We start from the raw sequence: 25,211 nt of genomic DNA on the forward strand, positions 1-25,211 counted from the left end.
AGACACGCATTTATGGCAGCCGCTCCCGGCGTCCGGAAATCCGAGCTCGGTGAGGCGCTGCGCGCCTGCCGCAACGCCTTTATCGGCGTTGGCGTCATGAGTTGCATGATCAATTTGCTGTACCTGACCGGCTCGATCTTCATGCTGGAGGTCTACGATCGCGTGTTGCCGAGCCGCAGCGTGCCGACCCTGGTTGGCCTCGTGATTCTCGCCGCCGGCCTCTACATCGCGCAAGGAGGCCTCGATCTGATTCGCGGCCGCATCCTCGGCCGTATCGGCACCGCGCTCGATGAGGCCATCAATGCGCGCGTGTTCGAAACCGTGGTGCGGCTGCCGCTGATGGTCGGCGCCCGCAACGAGGGGCTGCAGCCCTTGCGCGATCTCGACAATGTCAGGTCATTTCTCGGCAGCATGGGGCCGGGCGCGTTTTTCGATCTGCCGTGGCTGCCGTTCTATCTCGCGATCTGCTTTGCGTTCCACTGGCTGCTCGGCGTCACGGCGCTGGCTGGCGCCATCATTCTGGTAGCGCTGACGCTGATCACCGAATTCCTGTCGCGCACGCCGGCCAAGGAGGCGATGACGCTGGCGGCGCGGCGCAACGATCTCGCCGCCACCAGCCGCCGCAACGCCGAAGTGCTGGTCGCGATGGGCATGTCCGGACGACTGATGAAGCGCTGGGGCGAGGCCAATGAGACCTACTTGGCCGGCAATCAGCGCGCCAGCGACATTGCCGGCGGCCTCGGCGCCGTCGCCAAGGTGCTGCGCATGATGCTGCAGTCGGCGGTGCTTGCAGTCGGCGCTTATCTCGTGATCCATCAGGAAGCGACCGCCGGCATCATCATCGCGGGCTCGATCCTGAGCGCCCGCGCGCTGGCCCCCGTCGACCTTGCCATTGCGCACTGGAAGGGCTTTGTCGCCGCGCGGCAGAGCTGGCATCGTCTTTCCAAGCTGCTGGAGCAGATTCCGGCGTCGAACGCGCAGACGGCGCTGCAGGCGCCGACCAAGCGGCTGTCGGTCGAGGCCGTCAGCATCGTGCCACCGGGCGAGCAGCGCGTCATCGTGCAGGACGTCAATTTCGCTGTCGAGGCCGGCACCGGCGTCGGCGTGATCGGTCCGAGCGGCTCCGGAAAATCGTCGCTGGTGCGCGCGCTGGTCGGCGTCTGGACGCCCGCCCGCGGCAAGGTGCGGCTCGACGGCGCGGCGCTCGACCAGTGGTCGTCGGACGTGCTCGGCCGTCACATCGGCTATCTGCCGCAGGACGTGGAACTGTTCGCCGGCACCGTGGCGCAGAACATCTGCCGCTTCGACCCCGAGGCGAAGTCGGACGCCATCATCGCTGCTGCCAAGGAAGCCGGCGTGCATGAGATGATCATCAAGATGCGCGAGGGCTATGACACCCAGATCGGCGAGCAGGGCGCTTCGCTCTCGGCCGGGCAGGCGCAGCGCGTGGCGCTGGCGCGCGCGCTTTATGGCCATCCGTTCCTGATCGTGCTCGATGAGCCGAACTCCAACCTCGACAGCGAGGGCGACGAGGCGCTGACCCGCGCGGTGCGCGCCGCGCGGGAGCGCGGCGCCATCGTGGTCGTGGTGGCGCACCGGCCGATCGGCATCGAGGCGGTCGATCAATTGCTGGTCTTGAAGGACGGCCGCATGCAGGCGTTCGGTCCGAAGGAAACCGTGCTCGGCCAGGTGCTGCAGCGCGTTCCGTCGCCGCCGCCGCCGATCAAGATCGTTTCCGAAGCGGGAGCTGCGAAGAAATCATGACCGCGGAGCTGAAAGGCGCGCGCCGCTCGATCCGCTCGCACCTGATCCTGGGTCTGGCGCTGATGCTGGTGATCGTCGGCGGGTTCGGCGGCTGGGCCTCGACGGTGCAGATTTCGGGCGCGCTGATCGCGCCGGGTTCGGTGGTGGTCGATTCCAACGTCAAGAAGGTGCAGCACCCGACCGGCGGCGTGGTCGGCGAGGTCCGCGTGCGCGACGGCGATATCGTCAAGGCCGGCGACGTTGTGGTGCGGCTCGACGAGACCGTGGTCAAGGCCAGCCTTGCCATCGTGGTCAAGACGCTGAACGGCTTGTGGGCGCGCGCCGCGCGGCTGGAGGCGGAGCAGCGCGGCCTCGACAAGATCAAGTTTCCGCCGCAGCTCGCCGATCGCGCCGACGACCCCGATGTCCGCGACGTCATCGCGAGCGAAACAAAACTGTTCGAGGTCCGCGTGTTCGGGCGCGCCGGGCAGAAATCGCAGTTGCGCGAGCGCGTGGCGCAGCTCAACGAGGAGATCGCCGGCCTCACCGCGCAGGAGCAGGCCAAGGAAAAGGAAATCGCGCTGGTGGAGAAAGAGCTGGTCGGCGTCCGCCAGCTCTATGAGCAGCGCCTGATCCAGATCTCGCGCCTGACGGTGCTGGAGCGTGACCTCGCCCGCCTGTCGGGCGAGCGTGCGCAATATATCGCCGCGCGGGCGCAGGCGAGGGGCAAGATCACCGAAACCGAACTGCAGATCATCCAGATCGACAAGGACGTCGTCAGCGAAGTTTCCAAGGACCTGCGCGAGACCAACGACAAGATCGGCGAGTTCGTCGAGCGCAAGGTCACCGCCGAGGATCAATTGCGCCGCATCGACATCCGCGCGCCGCAGGACGGCGTCGTGCTGCAGTCGACGGTGCACACTGTGGGCGGCGTGATCACCGCCGGTGACGCCATCATGATGGTCGTGCCGCGGGCCGACGATCTCTCGGTCGAGGCCAAGGTCAATCCACAGGATATCGACAAGCTGCAGATCGGCCAGAAAACGCTGCTGCGGCTATCCGCCTTCAACCAGCGCACCACGCCGGAACTCAATGGTGTGGTGACTCGCGTCTCCGCCGACGTCACCACCGACCAGCGCACCGGCCAGAGCTATTACACCATCCGCGTCTCGCTGCCGCCGGCCGAAGTCGCCCGCCTCGGCGACAACGTCAAGATCATCCCGGGCATGCCGGTGGAAGCCTTCGTCCAGACCGGCGACCGCACCATGTTCTCCTATCTGATGAAGCCGTTCAGCGACCAGCTGATGCGCTCGTTCCGGGAGAGGTGAGGACGTCTGCGTAGCCCGGATGGAGCGAAGCGCAATCCGGGAATCGGTTCATCTGGCTGGCACTGCCCCGGATTTCGCTGCGCTTCATCCGGGCTACGTCCCGCTATCTCCTGTCATACTCATCCGGTCCCATCGCCCACGCCCATTCCTCATGGCCCGGCGCGTAGGTGCGGTTGGTCTCCGCCGGGTTGCGGTTGACCAGCGGCCGCATGAACATCGGGTGCGTGGCGCTGCGGACCTCGTGCTCGACGGTGAACAGGTGCTTGCCGCTGTCGAGATCGACGATGTCGCGGAAGCGGTACTGATACTGGTTGTCTTCCTGCGAGATCAGGCCGCGCTCGCGCAGGCGGCGATATGGGCCGGAAAAGTCCGTGATGTAGATCTGCACGTGATGCCCGTCGTAATCCGGCAGCATCCGGTCGGTCTCGCGGAACTGCAGATATTGGTTCTTGCCGGCATTGACGCGCGCCACGGTGCCATCGCCATTCACAAGCTCGGCCTGCATCCCCATGATCGCCGGATAGAAGCCGCAAATCGCTTTCGCCGTCCCGACGGGTACGTCGAACTCGACATAGGGAATGCCGAGCGTGATGCGCCCGAAGCGCGCGGCATCCGGCTCATAGCAGCGCACGCGGTTGCCCCATGGGCAGATCGCTTCGACATGGTCGTTGTGCTCTCGATACGCAAACGCTGTGCCCTCGAGCTTCTTCGCGACCGATGCCAATCGCTCCAGCAGCGCCGCGCGGCCCGCGATGACGATGCCGGTATGGCCGCGCAGCACCTGCGGCGTACCGTTCGGCAGATGAAACTGGCTCCGCCCCGCATTGACCCACATGTTGGTGTCCGAGACCATCAGATAGGGATCGCGGGTCAGCCCGAGGCCCGCGACATAGAACAGCGTCGCCAGCCGCTGATCGGGGATGGTGACGTTGACGTGCTCGAAATGGATCGAGTTGCCGAGATCTTCTGCGGCGCGGTCGAATTGTTGCATGATGCGATCCTCGCGTAGGGCAGTAGGGTGGGCAAAGCGCAGCGTGCCCACCACTCACATAACGGATCAAGATGGTGGGCACGCTTCGCTTTGCCCACCCTACGAATCTAGATGCAGCAGCAACAACTCCAGTGCCGTCTTCGCGAACGCCTGCATGTTTGCCTGGCGATCGCTGCGGCCTGTCTCCAGCGTGATCACTGAGCGCACCCCACCCAGCGTCACGTTCTCCAGCCTGCCTAACGGCACCACCCGACTAGAGATCGCCATGCAGCTATGACCAGCGGCGTCGCCGTAGCGATTGCCGGTCGGCCCGGTCGCGCCGGTCTCCGACAAGCCCCAGTCGGTCGCAAAGCGCTGGCGAACCTGGCTCGCCAGCAGTCTGGCGTAAGGCTCCGATGCCGAGCGAATGCCCTTCATCGCCTCGTCCGGAATGTCCATCAACAACCGCCGCGCATCACGCGTGTAGACCACGGCGCCGCCGAGGAAATAGGCGGACGCGCCGGGCACTGACAACAGCGCCGCCGAGATCAGCCCGCCGGTTGAAGATTCCGCCACCGCAATCGTCTGTTTGCGCGCGATCAGTTGGGTGGCGATCTTTTCCGCAATGGTAACGAGTTCGTTCATCTCACCTCCCAAAAATCTCGCCAGTCATGTTTTTCTAGCACAGGAGGTTCACGTTTGCCGAGTTGCGGGGCGCATGTGGCCCTGATTGAATACCTCAAACAACTGCGTCGTGCGGGCATACGAGGAAACACCATGACGTCGCCGATCCCGGGTGGCATGGATTGCGATCTGCATCCCGCCGTTCCGCATCTGACCAGCCTGCTTCCCTACATGAACGACTATTGGCGCGATCAGGTGACGACGCGCGGCATGACCGATCTGGTCTCGCAATCCTATCCAACCAATTCGCCGATTTCCTCGCGGCCGGACTGGCGGCCGGCGCAGGGCAAGCCGGGTGCCGATCTCGCCGACATGCAGAAGCAGGCGCTCGATCGGTTCGGCGTGCGTTACGGCATCTGCAATCCGCTCTATGGCGTGCAGATGGTGTTTTCCGAGGACATGCAGGACGCGTTCTGCCGCGCATTGAACGATTGGCTGACCAAAGAATGGCTCGACAAGGACGATCGGCTGCGCGGCTCGATCGTGATCCCGACCCAGAGCGTCGAGAAATCGGTCGCGGAGATCGAGCGCTGCGCTGAGGATAAGCGCTTCGTCCAGGTGCTGATGTTGGTCATGGGCGACATGCCGCTCGGAAAACGCGCCTACTGGCCGATCTACGCCGCCGCCGAGCGGCTGGGCCTGGCCGTCGGTGTCCATGCCGGCAGCGCCTATCACAATCCGCCGACCTCGGTCGGCTGGGGTTCCTACCACATCGAGGATTACGTAGCCCAAGCGACGGCGTTCCAGACCCAGCTCACCAGCCTGATCGTCGAAGGCGTGTTCGCCCGCCATCCGAATCTGAAAATGGTGATGCTGGAATCGGGCTTCACCTGGCTGCCGGCCTATCTGTGGCGGCTGCACAAGTTCTGGCGCGGCATACGGATGGAAACGCCGTGGGTCGATCGCGCGCCGCTGGAGATTGTGCGCAGCAACATCCGCTTCTCACTGCAGCCGGTCGATGCGCCGCCCGATCCCGCAACCCTGAACCGCCTGTTTGACCATATGCAGTCGGACGAATTGCTCCTATTCTCGACCGACTATCCGCACTGGCAGTTCGACGGCGATGAGGTGCTGCCGCCGGGCCTGTCGGGCGATCTGGTGCGCAAGATCATGATCGACAATCCGCTCGCGACATATGGCCGGTTGGAATTAGCGAAGGAGACGACGCCATGAACGTCCAGTTTCGCCCTGAGCCTTCGGTATCCACCAGCATCAAGACCGCGATCGCCGATTGCGACATTCATCCGGCGCGCGCGACCAAGGACGAACTCTATCCATTTCTGGCGAAGCGCTGGCATTCGCATCTCGAGACGTACGGCATTCAGGCCTATCACGGCATGATGGAAGGCCCGCCCTATCCGAAGGCGCAGCCGAACGCCTCGCGCCGCGACGCCTGGCCGCCGGAAGGCGGGCCGCAGGGCTCTTCGCTGTCCTTCATGCAGAAGCAGTTGCTCGATCCCTACAACGTCGCGCTCGGCGTGCTCAATCCGCTCGCCACCGGGCAGGGCCTGCGCAACCAGGATTTCGCCGGCGCGCTCTGTGCCGCGATCAACGACTGGCAGATCGAAAAATGGACCAGCAAGGACAAGCGCCTGAAGGGTTCGATCGTTGTCGCCAATGAGGATGGGGTGGCCGCCGCTGCCGAAGTCCGCAAGCGCGCGGGCGATCCGAACTTCGTGCAGGTGCTGCTGCTCTCCCGCAACGTCGAGCCGCTCGGCCAGCGCCGCTACTGGCCGGTCTACGAGGCGGCGCAGGAGATCGGCCTGCCGGTCGGCGTGCACGCTTTCGGCTTCGGCGGCAACCCGCTCACCCCGTCCGGTTGGCCTAGCTTCTACATCGAGGAGATGGTCGGCCATGCGCAGTGCCAGCAGACCGTGCTGGCGAGCCTTGTGCTCGAAGGCGTCTTCGAGCGTTATCCCAAACTGAAGATGGTCATGATCGAGGCCGGCTTCGGCTGGGCGCCGTCGCTCGGCTGGCGGCTCGACAAGAGTTTTGAACGGCTGCACAGCGAGGTGCCGTATCTCAAGCGGAAACCGTCGGAATATATCCGCGACCACATCTGGTGGACCACGCAGCCGATGGAAGACCCGGAGCGCCGCGATCATCTGTTCCAGACCATCGAATGGATCGGCTGGGACAAGCTGCTGTTCGCCACCGATTACCCACATTGGGATTTCGACGAGCCGTCGCGCGTGCTGCCGCCCGGCGTCAGCGATGCCAACCGCGAAGCGTTCTATCTCGGCAACGCCAAGAAGCTGTACGGGATTGCGTAGCATGATCCGAAAAAGTGGGACCCGGTTTTTCGAAATAGATCATGCGGCCTTAAAATGACTCGGCACGTCATTGCCCCGGTGGACGAGCTTCCGCCGGGAACGCGAAAATTCCTCGACATCGATGGGCGGCCGATCGCGATCTTCAACATCAAGGGCGAGTTCTTCGGCCTGCTGAACCGCTGCCCGCACCAGGGCGCGGCGCTGTGCGAGGGCCCGCTGATCGGGCTGGCGCAATCCTCCGATCCCGGCGAGATCGAATATACAAAGCTCGGTGAAATCATCCGCTGTCCCTGGCACGGCTGGGAATTCGACATCCGCACCGGGCAGTCCTACTGCGACCCCAAACGCTTCCGTGCGCGGGCGTATCCAGTGAATGTGGAGTCGGGATCGGCGGTGGTGAAGGGGCCGTATGTTGCGGAGACGATCGCGGTCTCGGTCGAGAGCGATTACGTGGTGGTGGATTTGTAGTCTCGTCAGTGCGAAATTTGTGGGGGTGGGCAAAGGCGCGTCAGCGCCGTGCCCACCATTTCACGCTCGCAGGCGATGGTGGGCACGCTACGCTTTGCCCACCCTACGGTAGTTCTGGGAGCCAAGTTTTGTGATTTTGATCACAAGGCTTAGCTAATTGCCTCGATAGTTTGCATTGCTTAAATGCTGGTTCCGACCGGGGCACCGGTAATGAGGGCTTTCGTATGCTTCGCAAACTATTGTTCTGCTTTGCAATCCTTGTCATCGCTGACCCCGCAGCCGCAGATGACACGACGCGCTGCTTCCGCGAAACTGGCGAAGTCGCCGTCGCGGCGTGCACGCGTGCAATCAACGCCAGCGCGGGGCAGCGAGATCCCAAGTATGCGAAAGCCTACTACAACCGGGGGAACGCTTACAGCAACAAAGGCGACACGGACCGTGCCATTGCCGACTACACCGCGGCGATACGGCTGGAGCCCACGTATGCGAACGCGTACTACAACCGGGGGAACGCCTACAGCAACAAAGGCGACACGGACCGTGCCATTGCCGACTATATCGAGGCGATACGCCTGGAGCCCACGTATGCGAACGCGTACTACAACCGGGGGAACGCTTACAGCAACAAAGGCGACACGGATCGTGCCATTGCCGACTACACCGAGGCGATACGACTGGATCCCAAGAATGCGAACGCGTACTACAACCGGGGGAACGCCTACGGCAACAAAGACGATCCGGACCGCGCCACTGCAGACTACACCGAGGCGATACGGCTGGATCCCACGTATGCAAACGCGTACGTCAATCGTGGACTGGCCTATGAGAAGCTCGCAGATTTCGCCAAAGCGCGGTCTGACTTCAATACTACGCTCGGATTGAGACAAAAGGCCACAAAATGGGCGCAGGACATGGCGCGAGAGCGGCTTGCCGTCTTGCCTTCATCGCAACCTGCAACGGCGTTGCTCGAGAAAGCCAACGTTGCTCCAGCCATTGTTACTGCACCGGTGTCGAATAATGATCGTCGCATCGCCCTTGTCGTTGGCAATTCTGCTTATGAAAACGTGGCCGCATTACCGAACCCTGTGCGCGACGCAAACCTTGTCGCCGACGTCTTAAGACGCACCGGGTTTGAAACAGTTACTTTGCTGACCAATCTCCGAAAAGACGCCTTGGTTAGCGCCCTGCGCGATTTCGCAGCCCGTGCAGAAACGGTGGACTGGGCAGTCGTATATTATGCCGGACATGGTATGGAAGTTGGCGGAATCAATTATCTCATTCCGACCGACGCCAAAATTGCCGCGGATCGCGATATTGGATTTGAAGCCGTACCGCTTGAACAGGTTCTAAATGCAGCGGAGCGCGCCAGGAAACTACGCCTCGTAATTCTCGATGCCTGCCGCGACAACCCATTCGCCAACCAAATGAAGCGTACGCTAACAGTCGCGTCCCGTTCGGTATCGCGAGGTCTGGCCGCTGTCGAGCCGGAGGCGGGAACGCTCGTGGTTTATGCTGCCAAGGATGGCGAGACCGCGCTCGACGGTGACGGGATTAACAGTCCGTTCGCATCTGCCTTCGTCAAAAATCTTCCAACGCCCGGCCTCGAAGTCCGCAGGCTTTTCGATTTCGTTCGCGACGACGTCATGGAAGCGACCGGTCGCAAGCAAAAGCCTTTCAGCTACGGCTCGATTTCCGGAAGGCAGGACTTTTATTTCGTGGCTGGCAAATAACTTCCATACGAAGTGCGACGCAGATCTGATCGCTGCCACTCGAATTGGCAGGTATCGGTTCCATAGGAAGTCGTCGGAGGAAAACCCTCGACGTCCGCTCTTGGCACATCGCGTCATTTCGCCGCGCGCTGGAATTTGGCCGCTATCGGGGCATGGCGGTCATCGATCAAGCCGCACTCAGGCTCGATTAGCGGGTACGCGTCCTGACCCGTTGTGCGGCCTATCTCACTTGCAAACACGCTCGGCGTGCAAAGCTGTCGGCCGTAAGCCTTTCTATTGGCTTCCGTGGCCTTCCGCGGAGTGCTAGCGTTCAGGCCGAACCCACTCATCTGGGGGAACATTCCATGAGCGAGTGGGTGGGCTTACATTGCTGTTTCCAACGGATCTGACCTCGTTCCTCGACCTCATAAGCCAACACGGCGATGCGGCCTACAGCTTCATGTTTGCCTATGCGGCCTCGCATAGTCTGCTGCTTGCGCTATTCGCGGGCTACGCGGCGCATTCAGGCGCGCTAGGTCTTGGCAAGCTCATCGTGGTCTGCTGGTTCGGTAGTTTCGCCGGCGACGCCATTCGCTTCTGGATCGGGCGGCGCTACGGCGAACGCTTGCTCGATCGTTTTCCGCGGTTTGAACGTCCCATCCAGACCGTCGTCCGACTGACGGACCGTCACTATTTCTGGATGATCCTGTTTCATCGTTTCCCGCATGGCATCCGCGGGCTCGCGGGGTTTGCTTACGGGATCTCGCGGCTGCCCTGGTCCACTTTCCTTGCGCTCAATTTCGTCGCGGCGGGCCTTTGGTCCGGAGCTGTTGTCTCGGCCGGCTATGCCTTCGGTCAGTTTTCGGAGACGTCCATCAACAACGCCTCTTCGGGTCTGGGTCTCGTGATGCTGGTCGCGTTCCTCGGCATGTCCTGGCTGCTCAGCAGGAAGCTCGATCAGATCATGGAGCGATACTGAAGCAACAGCGGTTGATCGCTGGATCGTGATGCGCCGGGTGTGCGCGAAGCCACAGGCACGCGCGAAATGCGTGCCTGATGACAGGCTTCACGTGCCACCGCCAAAACGCTTGCGCGATGGTGGATACGGCGCTTCGGCGCCTCTTGCTACTCCTCCATCGGGCCGGCAAGGGTGCGGCGAAGTTGCTGAGCTTCGCGCCAGGTTTCAAGAACCTCTTTCCCGATACGAGCGAGCTTGGTCGCCACGTGCATGATGATGAGTGTGACCATGGCTAATGCCCCGCCTTGACGAGCAGACGAGCAATTTGGCGCTCTGCATCATCCGACAGCCGCTGCAGGCCGTGGGAAGCAATATAGTCCGCAACAGCGCGTTCAGCCCGTCGTTGTCGAGCTTCGGCGTTAGCGCGCAACAATCGTGCGAAAAATGAGGGTTTTTTGATCGGGGCAGAAAGCCAGGCCCCAGTGGTGAGTACGTTCGCCATAAGACGGCTCCTTTATCGGAGTTGTCCTTGGGGCAAATTTCCTTCCTGAATCGCAGATAGGTATTGGTGAGCGCCAATGCCAGACCAAATCGCAGGCATTGGTGCATTAATTCGTTGCGCCGGAATAACGGCCGTAGGGTGGGCAAAGGCGCGTCAGCGCCGTGCCCACCATCCATTCACCGAACGCATTTCCTGAATGGTGGCCACGCTGTCGCTTTTGCCCACCCTACGATTCGTTACCGGCCGCCGCCTCCTCCGCCGCCACCCGCGATACCGCCTGATCGCATTAGGACGATGACTCGGACAGGCTCCGCGAGGCAATCCATGTCGCCGCTTGCTGAGAAATGGATTGCTTCGTCGCTGGCGCTCCTCGCAATGACGGGGAGAGAGTAGCGACTCTATTCTCCCGCCCCATGCGCCATCGCACGCCGCTCCCGCGCATAACGCACCAGCGCGGTGAAGCGATAGATGCCGTGGACGAACTTGCCATAGGGCATGGTGACGAACAGCGAGAACACGACGCCGAGATGCAACGCCAGCAGCGGGCCCATCGCGGCGGTCTCGCGCAAGATCAAAAGCGCCATGCCGGTGAGGCTGGTCAGGAACAGCATCACGATGAACGCGATATCCATGCCGTAGCGCGCTTCGTCGACCAGCACCGAATCGCGCTTCCATCGCTCGGCGAGCAAACCAATCGGCCCGATCAGCAACCCGATGCCGCCGAGCGTGCCGAGCACGACCGGCAGATCCCACCATGGATACGGCGCCTGCCGCGCCAACAGATAGTGATAGAGCGTCGCAACTGAGGTCGAGGCGAAGCACAGCGCAAAGCCGTAGAAGGTGAAATGATGATAGAGCCGGCGGCGGTCGGTCGGGCGATCGTCCTCGTTGAAGCAGCCGACGCCGCCGCCGTCGAGATAGCGCAGCTCGCCGGCATCGCGGATGGCCTGCAGCAGCGAACCCGCATCGGTCTTCATGCCGACGGGCTCGCCGATATCGCGCCAGAACGCGCGCACGCCCATCACCAGCGCGACGATCGCATAAAGGAACGCCGCGCCGAACAGGGCTACCATCGCGTTGTGCGGCATCAATTTATAGAACGCGCCGGGGCCGGTATGCACGCCGAACAGCACCTGCCGGTCGTGCAAAGCCGCAAAGCCGAAAATGAACGCGGCGACGCTGAGCGCCGCGACGAGGCTGATGACGAGCCCGTTGCGCGCGAACGCGCCGGCAAAGGCGCGGGGCCAAACATAGGCGGCCCAGGATTCGGCGCGCGCCACCGCGAGCGTCTTCGGCACATTGACGTCGAATTCATGCGGCGGCGAGAACTGGCAATCGGTGTAGCAGGCGCCGCAAGCGTGGCAGAGATTGGCGAGGTAGTTGAGGTCGCCGTCGGAGAAGGCGCGGCGCATTTCCATCGCCGGAAAGACCGCGCACAGTCCCTCGCAATAGCGGCAGGAATTACAGACCGTCATCAGGCGGTCGGCTTCATCAAGGATTCGCGTTCCGTGCATCCGTTGCTTCCTGCCCTCCGGCCTTTCCGGTTACTTCGTCAGGCCCTTGCCTTCGAGCCATTTCTGGATCAGTGCGGCGACCTCGGCATTGTTCTTGTCCATCATCACCATGTGCGAATTGCCCTTGATGCCGGCCTGCGGCAGGTCGACGACATCGACGCTGCCGCCGGCCGCCTTGACGGCGTCCGCAAACGCAATGCCGTTGGCGCGAATCTTCGGCCAGCGCGAATCCTTTTCGATGTAGTCGCCGTAGATGATCAGCGTCGGAATGTTCTTCAGCAGGTCGGCCTTGGCGGGATCGCCGAGGCCGGCCGGCTCGACTGCAATCAGCGCCTTGACCTTGTCGGGCCGCGCCTGCGCCACCTTGAAGCCGAAACTGCCGGCCTGGCTGTGGAACAGGATGATGGACGGACCAACGCGATCGATTTCAGCTATATAGGCGGCGATGATGGCATCGTCGGTGGTGGTCCAGCGCGGCACGTTCTGCTTGACGAAATTCTCATAGCCCTCGTTCGGAAACTGGCTGCCCGGCATCAGCTTGCGCTTGGCGGGATCCGGATCATAGGAGCCCGCACCATCGCCGATGCGAAAGCGCTCGAACGGGTTCGCCGTAGTTAAAAACACCGGCTCGCCCTTGAAGATGTCTGGATATTGCGCCCAGCCGGCGCGGCCGCGCTCGACCGCATCGGAATTGTAGACGGCCCAGCCCTTGCGCAGGAAATAGTTCAGCCAGCCTTCGCGTCCGTCCGGCGTCGTTTCATAGGTGACGCCGGTCAGCCCGCCGCCATGCCACATCAGCAGCGGATAGGCGCCCTTTTCGTTGGCGGGCAGAAAATACTGCACATACATCTGCTCGACCTGATAGGTGCCGTTCGGATCGACCTTTGCCGGCACGCCGCCGGGCGTGAAGGTGACTTCCTTCACCGGCTTGCCGGAAATTTCGACCAGCCGTCCGCCGACATGGAACGAGCCCATGTCGCGCAGCGCGATCGGCTCGGCGGAGTTCGCCAGTGTTGCAGACATCAGAACTGCAACAGCAGAGAAAATCGCTACGCGCATCATCAATCCTCCCATCGTCGTTGTTGTCTCCCTCTCCCCGCTCTTCGCGGAGAGAGGGTAGGGGTGAGGGGCTCTCTCCGCGCGCCGTGCTCGCAGGGGAGTGAACCCCAACCTAATTCCTCGCATTCTTCGCCGCCTCACGCCCGGCCACCCGCCCAAACACGCTGCCGATGGTCATGCCGATGCCGGCCGCATAGCCCTTGCCGAGCACGTTGCCGGCCATGATCTCGCCGGCCGCGAACATGTTGGCGGAAGGCTTGCCGTCCTTCATCACCATCCGCGACTGCTTGTTCACGCGGGTGCCGAGATAGGTGAAGGTGATGCCTGGCCGCACCGGATAGGCGAGGTAAGGCGGCGTCTCGATCCGGCGCGCCCAATGCGTCTTCGGCGGCGTGATGCCTTCGGTGCGGCAATCGTCCAGAATGGTATGGTCGAAGGTGCCGGGCTGCACGGCAGCGTTGAATTCGGTGATCGTCTTCTCCAGCGCGGCGGGATCGAGTTCGAGCTTGCCCGCGAGTTCGGCGATGTTGGCGCCCGCGATCGGCGGGAACAGCGTCGGCATGAAGCTCGTCACCACAGTAGAATCGAAAATGATGTAGGCAATTTGGTCCGGTTGCGCCGCCACCAGCCGGCCCCAGATCGCGTAGCGTTTCGGCCAGATATCCTCGCCCTCGTCGTAGAATCGCTGGGCGTCCTTGTTGACGACGATGCCAAACACCACCGAGTCATGGCGCGTGATGATGCCGCCGTCGAACTTCGGCGCGCGGGCGTCGATCGCCACCGCATGGCATTGCGTGGGATCGCCGATATCCTGCACGCCCTTGGCAAGCAGCATCTTCAGGATCGAGCCGCGGTTATAAGGCGTGCCGCGGATCAGGAAATTGTCGGCGGCCGCGCCCCAATACTCCTTCAGCCATTCGATGTTGGCTTCAAAGCCGCCGGCCGCTGCGACCAGCGCGGAAGCTCGAATTTCGCTGAGGCCCTCGATGGGCTGTTTCAGCTTGGCAGAGAGGAACATGCCGTTCTCGATCTCGAGGTCGACGACCTCGGCATCGTAGGCGATCTCGACGCCGAGTTTTTCGGCGGTCAGGTACAGCGCGTTCAGCATCGCGCGCCCGCCGCCGAGGAAGAACGAATTGGTGCGGCCAAGGCTCAGCGTGCCGCCGAGCGAGGGCTGCCAGCGCACGCCCTGTTCGACGATCCAGCTCAGGATGTCCTTGGACTCCCGGATCATAAATTTCGCCAGTTCCGCGTCGGTCTGCCCGCCGGTCAGGTGCAACAGATCGTCCCAGAATTCTTCTTCGGTGTAGGGGCCGGTTAGAATCTCGGTGGCGGCATCGTGCGCGCAGCGCATGTTGCGGGTGTGGCGGGTGTTGCCGCCGCGATAGAATTTTGGCGCGCCTTCCAGCACCAGCACGGAAGCGCCCGCACGCCGCGCGCTGATGGCGGCGCAGAGAGCGGCGTTGCCGCCGCCGATCACCAGCACATCGAATTTTCTAGTCAGATCGGCCATGCGCCCTTGTTGTCGTTGTTGGCCTGGAAATCAAACCGGCGCTCGGCCAGGAAAATCCATCCGCCCCTTAAGATTTTCTAGCCTGATGAAGAGGCGGCGTCACGCGTCTCGTGCGCGCCGAAATGCGCCCTTATGCGACGATGTCGCATGCAACTCGGTGTGCGGAATATCTGCGATGTCAAGGCTTGCTCTGCACGGACGTGAGCAGCCACTGCCGGAAGGCCGACAGCTTTGGCGGATCGGCTCGTCCCGCGGGCGAGACCAGATAGAAGCCGGCATCTACCGGCAGCGAGATCTTGAAGGGAACCACGAGTCGGCCCCTGGCGATGTCTTCCTCCACATAGGCCGTGCGTCCCAGGGCGACGCCGAAGCCGTCGATCGCGGCCTGCACGGTCATGAAGATCATGTCGAAGGTCACGCCCGGCTGTTTCGAAAGATCGGCCGGCAGTCCGGCTGCCGTCAGCCACAGCCGCCAATCGTCGCTGTTCGTGCTGCTGGTATGCAGCAGCACGTGGTCCCTGAGGTCCTCGGGGCATCTCAGCGCCTTGTTGCCCTTCAGCAGCGCCGGGCTGCACACCGGAAACAGCTCCTCCGCCATCAGCCAGTCAGCGCGAACGCCCGGCCATTGGCCTCGGCCATAGCGAATGCCGGCGTCGACATTGTCGCGCTGGAAGTCGACCAGACTGGTCGAGGTGGTGATGCGCACGTCGATGCCGGGATGGGCTTCCTGAAACGCGGCGAGCCGCGGCAGCAACCATTTGGCCGCCAGCGACGCCAGCGTCGACACCGTCAGCACATGGTCGTCGTCTTTGCGCAGCAGGCGGTCGGTCGCAAGCCGAAGATCGTTGAAGGCGGCGCGGATACCCGGGAGGTAGTCCTCCGCTTCCGCCGTCAGCGCCAGCGAGCGGTTCTGGCGGATGAACAGGCGGACGCCGAGCTCTTCCTCCAACCGCTTGATCTGGTGGCTGATCGCGGTCTGCGTGACGTTCAGTTCGGACGCCGCCTGTGTGAAGCTCAAATGCCGGGCCGCGGCCTCGAACGCCCGCAATCCATTCAGCGATGGCAGCCTGGCGGTCATTCTGCGATCCCCCGATACATGAGTTTATATCATCCGAAACGGTACAAAGTGTCGTTTGTGGAAGGCTCGGACCAGGCAGATATTAGCGCCAACAGATTACTACAGGAGCCGAAAATGTCCACTTACACGCATGAATCGATGATAAATCATCATGGACCGGGCTTTTTGAGCCAGTTGGCCGAAACCCTCCATGTCTGGCGGCAGCGCTACCAGTCGCGCCGCGAACTGGCCCGGTGGTCGGATCGGGAGCTGCATGACATCGGCATCTCCTGGAGCGACGTCGCCTACGAGGCCGATAAACCGTTCTGGCGGGCTTGAGTAGCAGCCGGCTGGCGCCGCCTGTTTAGAGGGGCGCCAGCCATTTTCATTGAGGACCGGCGGGAGCGCGCCATGACCACGCTGCGTTTCGACGATCTCAGGCAGTATTCGGACGTGCTGCGCTCGCGGCACGGCCAGGCCGTGACCGTGCGCTTCGTCGAGCCGCGCGATGCCGAGGCGCTGCAGAATTATTTCCGCGCGCTCTCGACGCGTTCCCGCTACAGCCGCTTTCTCGGCGCGGCCAGCGAACTGCCGTCGTCCGAACTCGAGCGCTTCATCCATGTCGGCGAGGCCGATCGCTTCAGCGTGGTCGCGACCGTGCTGGTCGATGGCCATGAGGTCATCGTCGGCGAGGCGCGCTATGCCTTCGACAGCGAGGCCAGCTCAATCGAGTTCGGCCTGTCGATCGACGATCGCTGGCAGGGCCACGGCATCGGCAAGGCGCTGTTGAAGAATCTCGAATGCCGCGCGGCTGCCTTTGGCGCCGAACGCATCTTCGGCGATACGCTGCGTTCCAACGACGTCATGATCGCGCTCGCCCGCAAGGCTGGCTATGCCTTCACCAATACGCCCGGCGACTGGAGGCTGACGCGCTTCCACAAACAGATCCATATCGAGCCGCAGGAAATCCCATGCGCCAGTTGGCGGCTTGCCGCCGTCTCCCCCAGCGCCATGTCCTCGCTTGCGGTTTGATCACTGAGCCCGGTTCTGGCCACCCCAGAACCGGGCTGTTTTTCCGTCGCTACGCGGCTTCGTCAGTGAAGTCCGTGGAGGTCGCCAGCGTCCTCCATTCCGTCAGTTCCCTTGCAACGAACGCGTTCTTCGCTTCGATCCGCTCCACCGTGTCGCTGCCGAGCGGCAGCCGCAGCGGCGGATTCTTGGCGTTTGCCAGCGCGATGAACGCACTCGCCAGCTTGCGCGGGTCGCCGCGCTGGCCATGGTTGACATCGGCTGCATGGGCGCGGGTGTTGCCGACGCTCTCGCGGTAATCATCGATATGCTGCGCGGTGCGCGCCAGCGACGTCTCGTCGAGGAAATCGGTGCGGAAGAAGCCGGGCTCGACCACGGTGACCTTGATGCCGAGCGGCGCCACTTCGGCTGACAGCGCCTCGCTGATGCCTTCGACCGCGAACTTGGTCGCGCCATAGACGCCCCAGCCGGGATAGCCGGTGTAGCCGCCGACCGAGGAGATGTTGATGACGTGGCCCGAGCGCTGGCGCCGCATATGCGGCAGCACTGCGCGCGTGACGCCGAGCAGACCGAAAACGTTGGTGTTGAACAGCTTGGCGGTCTCCGCGGCGCTGGCTTCCTCGATCGCGCCGAGCAGGCCGTAGCCGGCATTGTTGACGAGGATATCGATGCGGCCGAATTTTTTCACTGCCTGGCCCGCGGCCTCATGAGCCTCTGCCTCGCTGGTGACGTCGAGCCGGGTCGCCAGCAGCCGGTCATGCTGACCGAGCCGGGCGGTAACGGTGTTGGGATCGCGCGCGGTGGCGACCACCGCATCGCCCGCCTTCAGCGCGGCTTCCGCGATCAGAGCGCCAAAACCCCGGGAAGCTCCTGTGATGAACCAGACACGCATTTTCTTGCCCTTTCGATTAGGCCCGGCGGGATCGCCTGGCCTGATGGGCAAGGAATAGCGGCTCGCCATATCTGAGATAATCCGCTATATACTTCATAGCTTATTGAGTAACATTCATCAATGCGGATCGACCCTTCCGACCTCGCGACCTTCCTGGCGATCGCCCGGCACCGCAGCTTTCGCGCGGCCGCCACCGAGCTTGGCGTCTCGGCCTCGGCGCTGAGCCATGCGCTGCGCAATATCGAGGAGCGGCTGGATCTGCGGCTGATCAACCGCACCACGCGCAGCGTCGCGCTGACGGAGGCCGGCGAGCGGCTGTTCTCGCGGATCAGCCCGGCATTCCGCGATATCGACGATGCGCTGGAGGACCTCAACAATTTCCGCGGCAAGCCGGCCGGCACGCTTCGTTTCAACGCCGCGCGGCAATCGACCCAATTGGTGCTGCTGCCGATCGTGACGCGCTTCCTCAAGCAATTCCCGGACGTCAATGTCGAGATCGTCATCAACGACGCGCTGATCGACACGGTCGCGGCGGGTTTCGACGCCGGCGTCCGGTTCGGCGAGACCATCGCCGCCGACATGATTGCGGTCCCGATCGGGCCGCGTCATCGCTTTGCGGTGGTGGGCTCGCCGCGCTATTTCAAGACCTACAAGCCGCCGATCACGCCGCATGACCTCAAGGGCTTGCCGTGCATCCGCTACCGCTTCACCAGCGGCGTGATGTATCGCTGGGAGTTCGAGCGCGGCGGCATCGAGGTCGATATCGACGTCGAGGGGCCGCTGACACTCAACGACCAGGACCTCATGGTTGACGCAGCGCTGGATGGCGCCGGCCTCGCCTTCGTGTTCGAGGCGCAGGTCGAGGAGTTGGTCGCCAAACGCAAGCTGGTGCGCGTGCTGGCCGACTGGTGTCCGGCCTATCCCGGCTTCTTCCTGTACTATCCGAGCCGGCGGCAACTGCCGGCGGCGCTGCGGGCCTTCGTCGACTTTGCGCGCGGGGGCGGGGCGGCGGTCGATTGATAATGCCTTCGCCGCGGTCTAGGCTTCCTACGGCGACTTCGCAGGGAGGGGCCGGTCATGGGCGTCGATCCAGGATTCGTGCGAAAGATCTTTGCCGGCCTCGAGCACGGCGATGGCGCCGGCTTCTTTGCCCATGTCGCCGAAGACGTCGACTGGACCGTGATGGGTACGCATCCGCTCGCCGGTCACTATTTGTCGAAGGCCGATTTCATCGCCGGCACGTTTGCCAAGCTGGGCAAGGTATTGCCGAACGGCGCGCAATTGCACGTCGACAACCTGATCGTGCAGGACGATGTGGCAATTGTTGAGCTGCATTCCGAAGCGACCGCGAAGAACGGCTTTCGCTTCGACAACCATTATTGCTGGGTCTGCTACTTCAGGAATGACACCATCGTGCGCGTGCGCGCTTATCTGGATTCGGTGATGGTGGGGCGGCTGTTTGAGGAGAATCCGATCTAGATTCGTAGTCTCGTAGCCCGGATGGAGCGAAGCGCAATCCGGGACCGGTCTACCCACTTGCGAGAGTTGCCCCGGATTTCGCTCCGCTCCATCCGGGCTACGACGCTATCGCAACCGCAAGCTCGCGGAGAGAGCCCCTCACCCCCACCCTCTCCCCGTGAAGAACGGGGATGAAGAACGGGGAGGGAGAAGAGGCTCACTTGCCAGAGAACACCGGCGCCCGTTTTTCGATGAAGGCTTGCACGGCCTCCCTGTGATCGGCCGTCACCTGGCTTCGGATCATGCGCTCGGCCTCATGATCGCGCGCTGTGGCGAAGTCGAACATCAAGGCTTCGTCCAGATTATCCTTCATGTAGCGGATCGCGATCGTCGGTCCTTCGGCGATCGATTTAGCGAGCGCGAAGGCCTCCGCCTGCAGCCTGTCGTCGGGGACCACGCGGTTCACCAGGCCGATCGCCTCGCACCTGGCCGCATCGACCCTGTCGCAAGTGAACATCAATTCCCGTGCCCGCGACGTGCCGACCAGCCGTGTCAGGAGCCAGGCGATGCCGTAATCGCCGCTCAGGCCCACCTTGAGGTAGCCGGTGGAAAGGAATGCCGATTGCGCTGATATGCGCATGTCGCAGGCCATCGCCAAAGCTAATCCGGCGCCGACCGCGGGACCGGGTAGAGCGGCAATGGTCGGCTTGCGCACCGAGACCAGCGCGCCGGTCAGGAGACGCTGCCGCTCCTGGAGGTCGGCGACCCGCTCGTCATGGGACATTGCGAGCTTTGTCTTGTCGCGATTCGCCCCCATGCCCTTGACGTTACCGCCGGCGCAGAATGCCTTGCCGGCGCCGGTCAGCAGCAGCACGCCGACATCTGGATTCTCGCCGCAGGCCTTGATCATGTTGCGCAAGGCTGGGGTCAGATTATCCGACATCGCATTACGCGCCTCGGGGCGGTTCAGCGTGATGATGGCGACGCGGTCGCGGATCACGCAGAGCAGTTCGTCGGTGCCGGTGTCGATCTTGGTTTCGGTGGTCATGGTTCCCCCTGTTGTTGTTCGTTTTCGTCATTGCCTGCGACAAACGCGAAGCGTTTGCGCAAGGGAGCGCAAGCGACGAAGCAATCCATCTTCCTGTCGTGCAACGCTATGGATTGCTTCGCTGCGCTCGCAATGACGGTGGTGGTCGCGTCAAAACTTCTCCACCCACGGCCTCAGTTCGACCTCCCAGGTCCAGGCGCTGCGCGGCTGCTGCAGTACGCTCCAATAGCTCAATGCGATCGCATCCGGATCTAGCATCGAGTCCGGCTTGTCGGCAGGTTCGGCGCGGGCCGCGCTGCGGATGCCGCCGTCGATGACGAAATGCGCCACATGAATGCCCTGCGGCGACAATTCGCGCGACATGCTCTGGGCCAGTCCCCGCAACGCGAATTTTCCCATCGCGAACGGCGCCGACTGCGGATAGCCCTTGACGCTGGCGGACGCGCCGGTGAACAGGATCGCGCCGTGCTTGTTCGGCAGCATGCGCTGCGCCGCCTGCTGCGCCACCAGAAAGCCGCCGAACGCCGAGACCGCGATGGCATTCGCAACCTCGGCCGGCACCAGATCGGTGAAGGCACCGCGCGCGCGGCCGCTGGCGTTATAGACCACGATGTCGGGCGTGCCGAGCTCGCGCTCGACCATGCCGAACAGGCGTTCGACTTCTTCGGCCTCGGTGGCGTCGCAGGCAAAGGCGCGGGCGCCGGTCTCGGTGCAGAGCGCGCCGAGTTTTTCGATCTTGCGCGCGGCAAGCGCAACCTTGATACCTTCGCGTGCAAACAAGCGCGCCAGCGATGCGCTCAATCCCTCGCCGACGCCGACGATCAGGGCAATCTTGTATTTTGGAATTTCCATGGGCGCGGTCCTCGGATGGTGGGACTTAAGTATCTAGGAACCCGATTCCGCATGGGCAATCGTCCGCCATGGGGCGGCCCTCCAATTATGCGTGTTGACGGCTTGAACGCCTGCGCTATCGGTAGATGATCAAGATCGGGCGGAACGAACAAGGGCTAAAAATGCATCCACTCATGCAAGATCGCGCAACCGCGTCGGCCAGCCAGCCGGGATTGCTCGCGCCTGACACAACCGGGATGAATTTCTACCGCGCCGATCCGGCGTTGACCGACCTGCTGCGGCTGCATCTATCAGATGCGCTGTTCCGTCATATCGAGCCGCATCTCGACCGCCTCGGCGAACTGGCCGGCGGCTATCTCGACGAATGCGCGCGGCTGGCCGATCGCCACACACCGGTGCTGCACCAGCGCGACAAGTTCGGCCGCGATACCCAGTATATCGAATACCACCCGGCCTATCGCGAGCTCGAAAAGGCCGCGTTCGGCGAGTTCGGCATTCACGCGTTGTCGATCCGCAAGGGCATCATGGGCTGGCCGGACAAATACCCCGTCGTCGCCAAGCATGCCTTTACCTTCCTGTTCAATCAGACCGAGTTCGGCATGGGCTGCCCGATCAACGTCACCGACGGTTGCGCCAAACTGCTCAACAATTTCGGCAGCGACGCGCTGAAGGCGAAATATCTCGACGGCCTGACGCAGACCGACATGAGCAAGCTGACCCAGGGCGGCCAGTTCATGACCGAGAAGGAAGGCGGCTCAGACGTCGGCACGCTGACGACAAGGGCCGTGCAGGAAGGCGATCACTGGCGGCTCTATGGCGAAAAATGGTTCTGCTCCAATGCCGACGCCAAGGTGGTGATGCTGCTGGCGCGCCCGGAGGGCGCGGGCCCCGGCACGCGCGGCGTCGGCCTGTTCCTGATGCCGCGCTTCCTCGACGACGGCTCGCAGAACCACTACCGGATCGTGCGCCTGAAGGACAAGCTCGGCACCCGCTCGATGGCGTCGGGTGAGATCAAGTTCGAAGGCGCGATTGCGTACGCGGTCGGCAAGCTCGACCGCGGTTTTGTGCAGATGGCCGAGATGGTCAATTCGTCCCGGCTCTCCAACGGCGTCAAATCCACCGCGCTGATGCGGCGTGCGCATCATGACGCGATGACGGTGGCGAAAAACCGCGTGGTGTTCGGCCAGCGCATCATCGATCTGCCGCTGGCGCGGCGGCAATTGATGAAAATCATGCTGCCGACCGAGCAGGCGCTGTCGATGAGTTTCCTCACGGCGGATGCGCTCGATCGCGCGGAAGCCGGCAGCCAGGATGCGGCGGCGCTGCTGCGCATCCTCACCCCAACGCTGAAATTCCGCGCGACGCGCGATGCGCGGAAAGTCTGCGGCGACGCGTTGGAGATGCGCGGCGGCATCGGCTACATTGAGGAGTTCGCCACCGCCCGGCTGCTGCGCGACGCCCATCTCGGCTCGATCTGGGAAGGCACCGGCAACATCGTCGCAATCGATGCACTGACGCGCGCGGTCGGCCGCCACAGCGCCGATGCCGCGCTCGCCGCCGATCTGCATGCCCGCCTCGACGACAGCGCGAACGTGCCGCAGGCGTGGCGCAGCCGTTTGCACGAATTGACCGACCGCGCCGTCGGCTTTGCCCGCGAAGTTGCGAGCCGGAGCGAAAATGAGGGCGATGCGCGGCGCGCCACCAGCCTGCTCTATCAGGTCGCGAGCGCCGTCGCACTGGCCTGGGAGGGCGGACGCATTCACAAAATGCGTGGCGACGCCAAACGGCTTCTGCTCTCGCGGATGGTGATCGACCATCGCGTCTTGACAGGCGATCCGTTCCGCTTAACGGAAAATGCCACCCAGCGCGCAATCACCGGCCATCTGCTCGGCGAACGCGACGTCGGCATGGCCGAAGTTGGCGAATTGCTGGCCGCGGCGTAGGCTGATTTCAATACTGGTTCAAAAAAACAGAAATAGAGGGAGCACCCGATGAAGGCCGCCGTTCTGCATGAAGTCAACCAGCCGCTGGTGATCGAGGATGTCAGCGTGCCGAACCCCGGCCCGCGCGAAGTCCTGATCCGCACCCGCGTTGCCGGCCTCTGTCATTCCGACCTGCACTTCATGGAAGGGCTGTACCCGCATCCGCTTCCCGCCGTGCTCGGGCATGAATCCGCCGGCGTGGTCGAAAAGGTCGGCTCCGACGTCACCTACGTAAAGCCCGGCGATCACGTCGTGACGTGTCTTTCGGTGTTCTGCGGCACCTGCGACAACTGCACCACCGGCCGCACTGTGCTCTGCACCGACACGACCGTGAAGATGCTGCCGGGCGCCTCCAATCGCCTGTCCTGGGCGCGGTCGGAGAAGCTCAACCAGTTCCTCAATCTCTCTTCGTTCGCGGAGCAGATGCTGGTGCACGAAAACGCCATCGTCAAAATCCGCAAGGACATGCCGCTGGAGCTGGCCGCCCTGATCGGCTGCGGCGTCATCACCGGCTACGGCGCTGTGGTGAACACTGCAAAGGTTCAGGCCGGCGAGACCGTGGCGGTGATCGGCTGCGGCGGCGTCGGCATGGCCGCGATCAATGGCGCCGCGATCGCCGGCGCCGGCCGCATCATCGCAATCGACACCAACCCGGCCAAGCTGCAACTGGCCACCAAGCTTGGCGCCACCGACATCGTCGATCCCGCCCGGGGCGACGTGGTGCAGCAGGTGCGCGAACTCACCGGCGGCGGCGTGCATCACTCGTTCGAGGTGCTGGGCCGCAAGGAAACTGCCGAGCAGTCCTTTGCAATGCTGGCGGCGGGCGGCACCGCGACCATCGTCGGCATGATCCCGTTCGGCCAGAAGATCGAGTTGCATGGCTTCGACTTCCTGCGCGAGCGCCGCATTCAGGGATCGTCGATGGGCTCCAACCATTTCCGTGTCGACATGCCCCGCCTCGTCGAATTCTACATGCGCGGCAAGCTACATCTGGAGGACTGGATTTCGGCCAAGCTGAAACTCTCCGAGATCAACGAGGGTTTTGCCAACATGAAAGCCGGCAAGACGCTGCGCAGCGTGATCGTGTTTGATAGCTGAAGAAGCTCGTCATGCCCGGGCTTGACCCGGGCATCCATCGATCTTCGCAAGAAGCCCTTTGTCAAACGGGATGGATTGCCGGGTCAAGCCCGGCAATGACAGTTTCATCTACCGGGTCACATGCGCTGATACCGCAAGCCACCTGCCGTTCTGCTTCGCCCAGCAATCGGTATAGCGGCCGTGCGCCTGCTGCCCGTCGGCGGTCGTGTAGCTTGTCGCCGCGTGGATGATGGCGAAATCGCCGAGGATTCGGATCTTCACGTCTTCCGCGCGCAGGTTCTTGATCGCTACCGGCTTTGCGGTCTGTTGCAGGAACGCGGCGCGATCGACCAGCGACTTGTCGGGATTGGAGCAGTAGAAATCCGGGCTAAGGATTTCGTCGAAGCGCTTGACGTCGGAATTCTGCACGGACGCCACATAGTCGTGGTTGAGCTCGGTCAGCTCGGCGAGGTCGTTGTTCATGATTTCCTCCGGTTCTTGGTCAATGCAGAGCGGCCATCACGCTGTTCTCGGCGAGCGCTTGATCGCGACGCGGGCGAGCGAACCAAGCACGTAACCCGCAAGCGAGAAAGCGACTGGCGGCAAGAGCCCCTTGAGATCAAGGATGGCCCGAGACAAAAATTGTTCAAGCGCCGGTGGCGCCAGCAGAAGATCCAGGTTCAGGAAAACAAGCGGCGATACCACAAGCAACGCCAAACGAAGCGGGTGTTTGGCAAAGATGCAGAGTATTGCGACGACAACGGCCGTGGCGCCGAACAGGCCATAGGCGATCTCATAGCCGAGAGCGTGGCGGATGTTGAAACCGCTGGCCAGCAACAGACCCCAAACAAGGCCGGCGATGAGAAGCGCCGTGTCGTCGACGCGCCGGAAAAGCGGCAGATACCCCAGTGCCAGGAATGCCAGGATCGACAGGGTAGGCCAGGCCGCGACATAGGTGCCATGCATCAGCCCCCACAAGTGGAATGTTGGCCAGCCGAGCGCGGCATAGGCATAGCCAAGCGGCCACATCAGCAGGAAGCCGGCAACGACGGCGATGATGCTTCGAATGAAAGTCCGCATGGCGCGTTCAACCGT

26 protein-coding genes are annotated in these 25,211 nt (G+C 62.9%); 13 read left to right on the forward strand and 13 right to left on the reverse strand.

Annotated elements, in window-relative coordinates:
• The first annotated feature begins 12 nt into the window (after nucleotides 1-12).
• Together AC0QUY_RS34795 and AC0QUY_RS34800 are read left to right on the forward strand one after the other, a co-directional pair.
• Nucleotides 13-1,764: a type I secretion system permease/ATPase gene (locus tag AC0QUY_RS34795; protein ID WP_161851620.1), complete on the forward strand. Its 1,752-nt coding sequence runs from the start codon at nucleotides 13-15 to the stop codon at nucleotides 1,762-1,764.
• Nucleotides 1,761-3,071: an HlyD family type I secretion periplasmic adaptor subunit gene (locus AC0QUY_RS34800; RefSeq protein ID WP_475390496.1), complete on the forward strand. Its 1,311-nt coding sequence runs from the start codon at nucleotides 1,761-1,763 to the stop codon at nucleotides 3,069-3,071. Before AC0QUY_RS34795 ends, AC0QUY_RS34800 begins: the two co-directional genes overlap by 4 nt.
• Nucleotides 3,072-3,174: 103 nt before the next feature.
• Here the strand turns inward: AC0QUY_RS34800 and AC0QUY_RS34805 are convergent, their stop codons facing one another.
• Both AC0QUY_RS34805 and AC0QUY_RS34810 read right to left on the reverse strand, forming a co-directional pair.
• A complete protein-coding gene (locus tag AC0QUY_RS34805) occupies nucleotides 3,175-4,065 on the reverse strand; it encodes a hypothetical protein (protein ID WP_475390565.1) in 891 nt (296 codons plus the stop codon).
• A gap of 96 nt (nucleotides 4,066-4,161) precedes the next feature.
• The gene (locus AC0QUY_RS34810) at nucleotides 4,162-4,686 is read right to left on the reverse strand and encodes a CinA family protein (RefSeq protein ID WP_475390498.1); all 525 of its coding nucleotides are present in this window, start codon (nucleotides 4,684-4,686) and stop codon (nucleotides 4,162-4,164) included.
• A 132-nt stretch (nucleotides 4,687-4,818) separates the two neighbouring features.
• Between AC0QUY_RS34810 and AC0QUY_RS34815 the strand changes: the two genes are divergently transcribed.
• From AC0QUY_RS34815 to AC0QUY_RS34835, 5 genes are all read left to right on the forward strand, one after another.
• On the forward strand, nucleotides 4,819-5,898 hold the full coding sequence (locus AC0QUY_RS34815) for an amidohydrolase family protein (RefSeq protein ID WP_475390500.1): 1,080 nt from the start codon (nucleotides 4,819-4,821) through the stop codon (nucleotides 5,896-5,898).
• Nucleotides 5,895-6,998: an amidohydrolase family protein gene (locus AC0QUY_RS34820; RefSeq protein WP_475390501.1), complete on the forward strand. Its 1,104-nt coding sequence runs from the start codon at nucleotides 5,895-5,897 to the stop codon at nucleotides 6,996-6,998. Before AC0QUY_RS34815 ends, AC0QUY_RS34820 begins: the two co-directional genes overlap by 4 nt.
• A 54-nt stretch (nucleotides 6,999-7,052) precedes the next feature.
• Nucleotides 7,053-7,466 carry a Rieske (2Fe-2S) protein gene (locus AC0QUY_RS34825; RefSeq protein ID WP_475390503.1) on the forward strand — a complete coding sequence of 138 codons (414 nt, stop codon included), beginning with the start codon at nucleotides 7,053-7,055 and terminating at the stop codon, nucleotides 7,464-7,466.
• Between the two features lie 224 nt (nucleotides 7,467-7,690).
• Nucleotides 7,691-9,196 carry a tetratricopeptide repeat protein gene (locus tag AC0QUY_RS34830; RefSeq protein WP_161851626.1) on the forward strand — a complete coding sequence of 502 codons (1,506 nt, stop codon included), beginning with the start codon at nucleotides 7,691-7,693 and terminating at the stop codon, nucleotides 9,194-9,196.
• A 367-nt stretch (nucleotides 9,197-9,563) separates the two neighbouring features.
• On the forward strand, nucleotides 9,564-10,154 hold the full coding sequence (locus AC0QUY_RS34835; RefSeq protein ID WP_475390505.1) for a DedA family protein: 591 nt from the start codon (nucleotides 9,564-9,566) through the stop codon (nucleotides 10,152-10,154).
• A 146-nt stretch (nucleotides 10,155-10,300) separates the two neighbouring features.
• Here the strand turns inward: AC0QUY_RS34835 and AC0QUY_RS34840 are convergent, their stop codons facing one another.
• The 6 genes from AC0QUY_RS34840 to AC0QUY_RS34865 all read right to left on the reverse strand — a co-directional run bounded on the left by AC0QUY_RS34840 (nucleotide 10,301) and on the right by AC0QUY_RS34865 (nucleotide 15,799).
• The gene (locus AC0QUY_RS34840; RefSeq protein WP_256380308.1) at nucleotides 10,301-10,423 is read right to left on the reverse strand and encodes a hypothetical protein; all 123 of its coding nucleotides are present in this window, start codon (nucleotides 10,421-10,423) and stop codon (nucleotides 10,301-10,303) included.
• Between the two features lie 2 nt (nucleotides 10,424-10,425).
• Entirely contained in the window at nucleotides 10,426-10,635 is a 210-nt protein-coding gene (locus AC0QUY_RS34845) for a hypothetical protein (protein WP_475390507.1), read from the reverse strand.
• Nucleotides 10,636-11,033: 398 nt separating this feature from the next.
• The gene (gene tcuB / locus AC0QUY_RS34850; protein ID WP_475390509.1) at nucleotides 11,034-12,149 is read right to left on the reverse strand and encodes a tricarballylate utilization 4Fe-4S protein TcuB; all 1,116 of its coding nucleotides are present in this window, start codon (nucleotides 12,147-12,149) and stop codon (nucleotides 11,034-11,036) included.
• Nucleotides 12,150-12,179: 30 nt separating this feature from the next.
• Nucleotides 12,180-13,208 carry an alpha/beta hydrolase gene (locus tag AC0QUY_RS34855; RefSeq protein ID WP_475390511.1) on the reverse strand — a complete coding sequence of 343 codons (1,029 nt, stop codon included), beginning with the start codon at nucleotides 13,206-13,208 and terminating at the stop codon, nucleotides 12,180-12,182.
• Between the two features lie 112 nt (nucleotides 13,209-13,320).
• Nucleotides 13,321-14,712, reverse strand: coding sequence for an FAD-dependent tricarballylate dehydrogenase TcuA (tcuA, locus tag AC0QUY_RS34860; protein ID WP_475390568.1), 1,392 nt, complete (start codon nucleotides 14,710-14,712; stop codon nucleotides 13,321-13,323).
• 187 nt (nucleotides 14,713-14,899) lie between these two features.
• Nucleotides 14,900-15,799, reverse strand: coding sequence for a transcriptional regulator GcvA (locus AC0QUY_RS34865; protein ID WP_475390513.1), 900 nt, complete (start codon nucleotides 15,797-15,799; stop codon nucleotides 14,900-14,902).
• 114 nt (nucleotides 15,800-15,913) lie between these two features.
• On the opposite strand from AC0QUY_RS34865, the gene AC0QUY_RS34870 reads away from it, so the two are divergent.
• A complete protein-coding gene (locus AC0QUY_RS34870; protein WP_161851632.1) occupies nucleotides 15,914-16,117 on the forward strand; it encodes a DUF1127 domain-containing protein in 204 nt (67 codons plus the stop codon).
• A gap of 72 nt (nucleotides 16,118-16,189) precedes the next feature.
• Nucleotides 16,190-16,810, forward strand: a complete 621-nt coding sequence (locus AC0QUY_RS34875) for an N-acetyltransferase family protein (protein WP_475390514.1) — start codon at nucleotides 16,190-16,192, stop codon at nucleotides 16,808-16,810.
• A gap of 49 nt (nucleotides 16,811-16,859) precedes the next feature.
• On the opposite strand, the gene AC0QUY_RS34880 is transcribed toward AC0QUY_RS34875, so the two are convergent.
• Nucleotides 16,860-17,699, reverse strand: a complete 840-nt coding sequence (locus tag AC0QUY_RS34880) for an oxidoreductase (RefSeq protein ID WP_475390516.1) — start codon at nucleotides 17,697-17,699, stop codon at nucleotides 16,860-16,862.
• Nucleotides 17,700-17,819: 120 nt separating this feature from the next.
• Here AC0QUY_RS34880 and AC0QUY_RS34885 point away from each other — a divergent pair, with 120 nt between their 5' ends.
• Nucleotides 17,820-18,719 (forward strand): LysR family transcriptional regulator, encoded by a 900-nt coding sequence (locus AC0QUY_RS34885; protein ID WP_475390518.1) that lies wholly within the window; start codon nucleotides 17,820-17,822, stop codon nucleotides 18,717-18,719.
• A 57-nt stretch (nucleotides 18,720-18,776) separates the two neighbouring features.
• Nucleotides 18,777-19,178 carry a nuclear transport factor 2 family protein gene (locus AC0QUY_RS34890; RefSeq protein ID WP_475390519.1) on the forward strand — a complete coding sequence of 134 codons (402 nt, stop codon included), beginning with the start codon at nucleotides 18,777-18,779 and terminating at the stop codon, nucleotides 19,176-19,178.
• 196 nt (nucleotides 19,179-19,374) lie between these two features.
• Here the strand turns inward: AC0QUY_RS34890 and AC0QUY_RS34895 are convergent, their stop codons facing one another.
• Nucleotides 19,375-20,205 carry an enoyl-CoA hydratase gene (locus AC0QUY_RS34895; protein ID WP_475390522.1) on the reverse strand — a complete coding sequence of 277 codons (831 nt, stop codon included), beginning with the start codon at nucleotides 20,203-20,205 and terminating at the stop codon, nucleotides 19,375-19,377.
• A 150-nt stretch (nucleotides 20,206-20,355) separates the two neighbouring features.
• On the reverse strand, nucleotides 20,356-21,057 hold the full coding sequence (locus AC0QUY_RS34900; RefSeq protein ID WP_475390523.1) for an SDR family NAD(P)-dependent oxidoreductase: 702 nt from the start codon (nucleotides 21,055-21,057) through the stop codon (nucleotides 20,356-20,358).
• A 173-nt stretch (nucleotides 21,058-21,230) separates the two neighbouring features.
• Between AC0QUY_RS34900 and AC0QUY_RS34905 the strand changes: the two genes are divergently transcribed.
• Together AC0QUY_RS34905 and AC0QUY_RS34910 are read left to right on the forward strand one after the other, a co-directional pair.
• The gene (locus AC0QUY_RS34905) at nucleotides 21,231-23,000 is read left to right on the forward strand and encodes an acyl-CoA dehydrogenase family protein (protein WP_475390525.1); all 1,770 of its coding nucleotides are present in this window, start codon (nucleotides 21,231-21,233) and stop codon (nucleotides 22,998-23,000) included.
• Nucleotides 23,001-23,048: 48 nt separating this feature from the next.
• Nucleotides 23,049-24,137, forward strand: a complete 1,089-nt coding sequence (locus tag AC0QUY_RS34910; RefSeq protein ID WP_475390527.1) for a Zn-dependent alcohol dehydrogenase — start codon at nucleotides 23,049-23,051, stop codon at nucleotides 24,135-24,137.
• A gap of 108 nt (nucleotides 24,138-24,245) precedes the next feature.
• Here the strand turns inward: AC0QUY_RS34910 and AC0QUY_RS34915 are convergent, their stop codons facing one another.
• Entirely contained in the window at nucleotides 24,246-24,599 is a 354-nt protein-coding gene (locus AC0QUY_RS34915; protein WP_475390528.1) for a nuclear transport factor 2 family protein, read from the reverse strand.
• Between the two features lie 36 nt (nucleotides 24,600-24,635).
• A complete protein-coding gene (locus tag AC0QUY_RS34920) occupies nucleotides 24,636-25,196 on the reverse strand; it encodes a hypothetical protein (protein WP_475390530.1) in 561 nt (186 codons plus the stop codon).
• Nucleotides 25,197-25,211: the final 15 nt, after the last annotated feature.

The sequence above is a fragment of the Bradyrhizobium sp. WYCCWR15520 genome (genome assembly GCF_056174665.1).

Bases quoted from the DNA above. Each gene is read 5' to 3' on its own strand.
- AC0QUY_RS34815 (WP_475390500.1), top strand. From the start codon at position 4,819: ATGACGTCGCCGATCCCGGGTGGCATGGATTGCGATCTGCATCCCGCC.
- AC0QUY_RS34920 (WP_475390530.1), bottom strand. From the start codon at position 25,196: ATGCGGACTTTCATTCGAAGCATCATCGCCGTCGTTGCCGGCTTCCTG.
- AC0QUY_RS34890 (WP_475390519.1), top strand. From the start codon at position 18,777: ATGGGCGTCGATCCAGGATTCGTGCGAAAGATCTTTGCCGGCCTCGAG.
- AC0QUY_RS34840 (WP_256380308.1), bottom strand. From the start codon at position 10,423: ATGGTCACACTCATCATCATGCACGTGGCGACCAAGCTCGCTCGTATC.
- AC0QUY_RS34885 (WP_475390518.1), top strand. From the start codon at position 17,820: ATGCGGATCGACCCTTCCGACCTCGCGACCTTCCTGGCGATCGCCCGG.
- AC0QUY_RS34870 (WP_161851632.1), top strand. From the start codon at position 15,914: ATGTCCACTTACACGCATGAATCGATGATAAATCATCATGGACCGGGC.
- AC0QUY_RS34800 (WP_475390496.1), top strand. From the start codon at position 1,761: ATGACCGCGGAGCTGAAAGGCGCGCGCCGCTCGATCCGCTCGCACCTG.
- AC0QUY_RS34820 (WP_475390501.1), top strand. From the start codon at position 5,895: ATGAACGTCCAGTTTCGCCCTGAGCCTTCGGTATCCACCAGCATCAAG.
- AC0QUY_RS34795 (WP_161851620.1), top strand. From the start codon at position 13: ATGGCAGCCGCTCCCGGCGTCCGGAAATCCGAGCTCGGTGAGGCGCTG.
- AC0QUY_RS34855 (WP_475390511.1), bottom strand. From the start codon at position 13,208: ATGCGCGTAGCGATTTTCTCTGCTGTTGCAGTTCTGATGTCTGCAACA.
- AC0QUY_RS34865 (WP_475390513.1), bottom strand. From the start codon at position 15,799: ATGACCGCCAGGCTGCCATCGCTGAATGGATTGCGGGCGTTCGAGGCC.
- AC0QUY_RS34845 (WP_475390507.1), bottom strand. From the start codon at position 10,635: ATGGCGAACGTACTCACCACTGGGGCCTGGCTTTCTGCCCCGATCAAA.
- AC0QUY_RS34825 (WP_475390503.1), top strand. From the start codon at position 7,053: ATGACTCGGCACGTCATTGCCCCGGTGGACGAGCTTCCGCCGGGAACG.
- AC0QUY_RS34905 (WP_475390525.1), top strand. From the start codon at position 21,231: ATGCAAGATCGCGCAACCGCGTCGGCCAGCCAGCCGGGATTGCTCGCG.
- tcuB (WP_475390509.1), bottom strand. From the start codon at position 12,149: ATGCACGGAACGCGAATCCTTGATGAAGCCGACCGCCTGATGACGGTC.
- AC0QUY_RS34880 (WP_475390516.1), bottom strand. From the start codon at position 17,699: ATGCGTGTCTGGTTCATCACAGGAGCTTCCCGGGGTTTTGGCGCTCTG.
- AC0QUY_RS34900 (WP_475390523.1), bottom strand. From the start codon at position 21,057: ATGGAAATTCCAAAATACAAGATTGCCCTGATCGTCGGCGTCGGCGAG.
- AC0QUY_RS34915 (WP_475390528.1), bottom strand. From the start codon at position 24,599: ATGAACAACGACCTCGCCGAGCTGACCGAGCTCAACCACGACTATGTG.
- AC0QUY_RS34910 (WP_475390527.1), top strand. From the start codon at position 23,049: ATGAAGGCCGCCGTTCTGCATGAAGTCAACCAGCCGCTGGTGATCGAG.
- AC0QUY_RS34895 (WP_475390522.1), bottom strand. From the start codon at position 20,205: ATGACCACCGAAACCAAGATCGACACCGGCACCGACGAACTGCTCTGC.
- AC0QUY_RS34875 (WP_475390514.1), top strand. From the start codon at position 16,190: ATGACCACGCTGCGTTTCGACGATCTCAGGCAGTATTCGGACGTGCTG.
- AC0QUY_RS34830 (WP_161851626.1), top strand. From the start codon at position 7,691: ATGCTTCGCAAACTATTGTTCTGCTTTGCAATCCTTGTCATCGCTGAC.
- AC0QUY_RS34810 (WP_475390498.1), bottom strand. From the start codon at position 4,686: ATGAACGAACTCGTTACCATTGCGGAAAAGATCGCCACCCAACTGATC.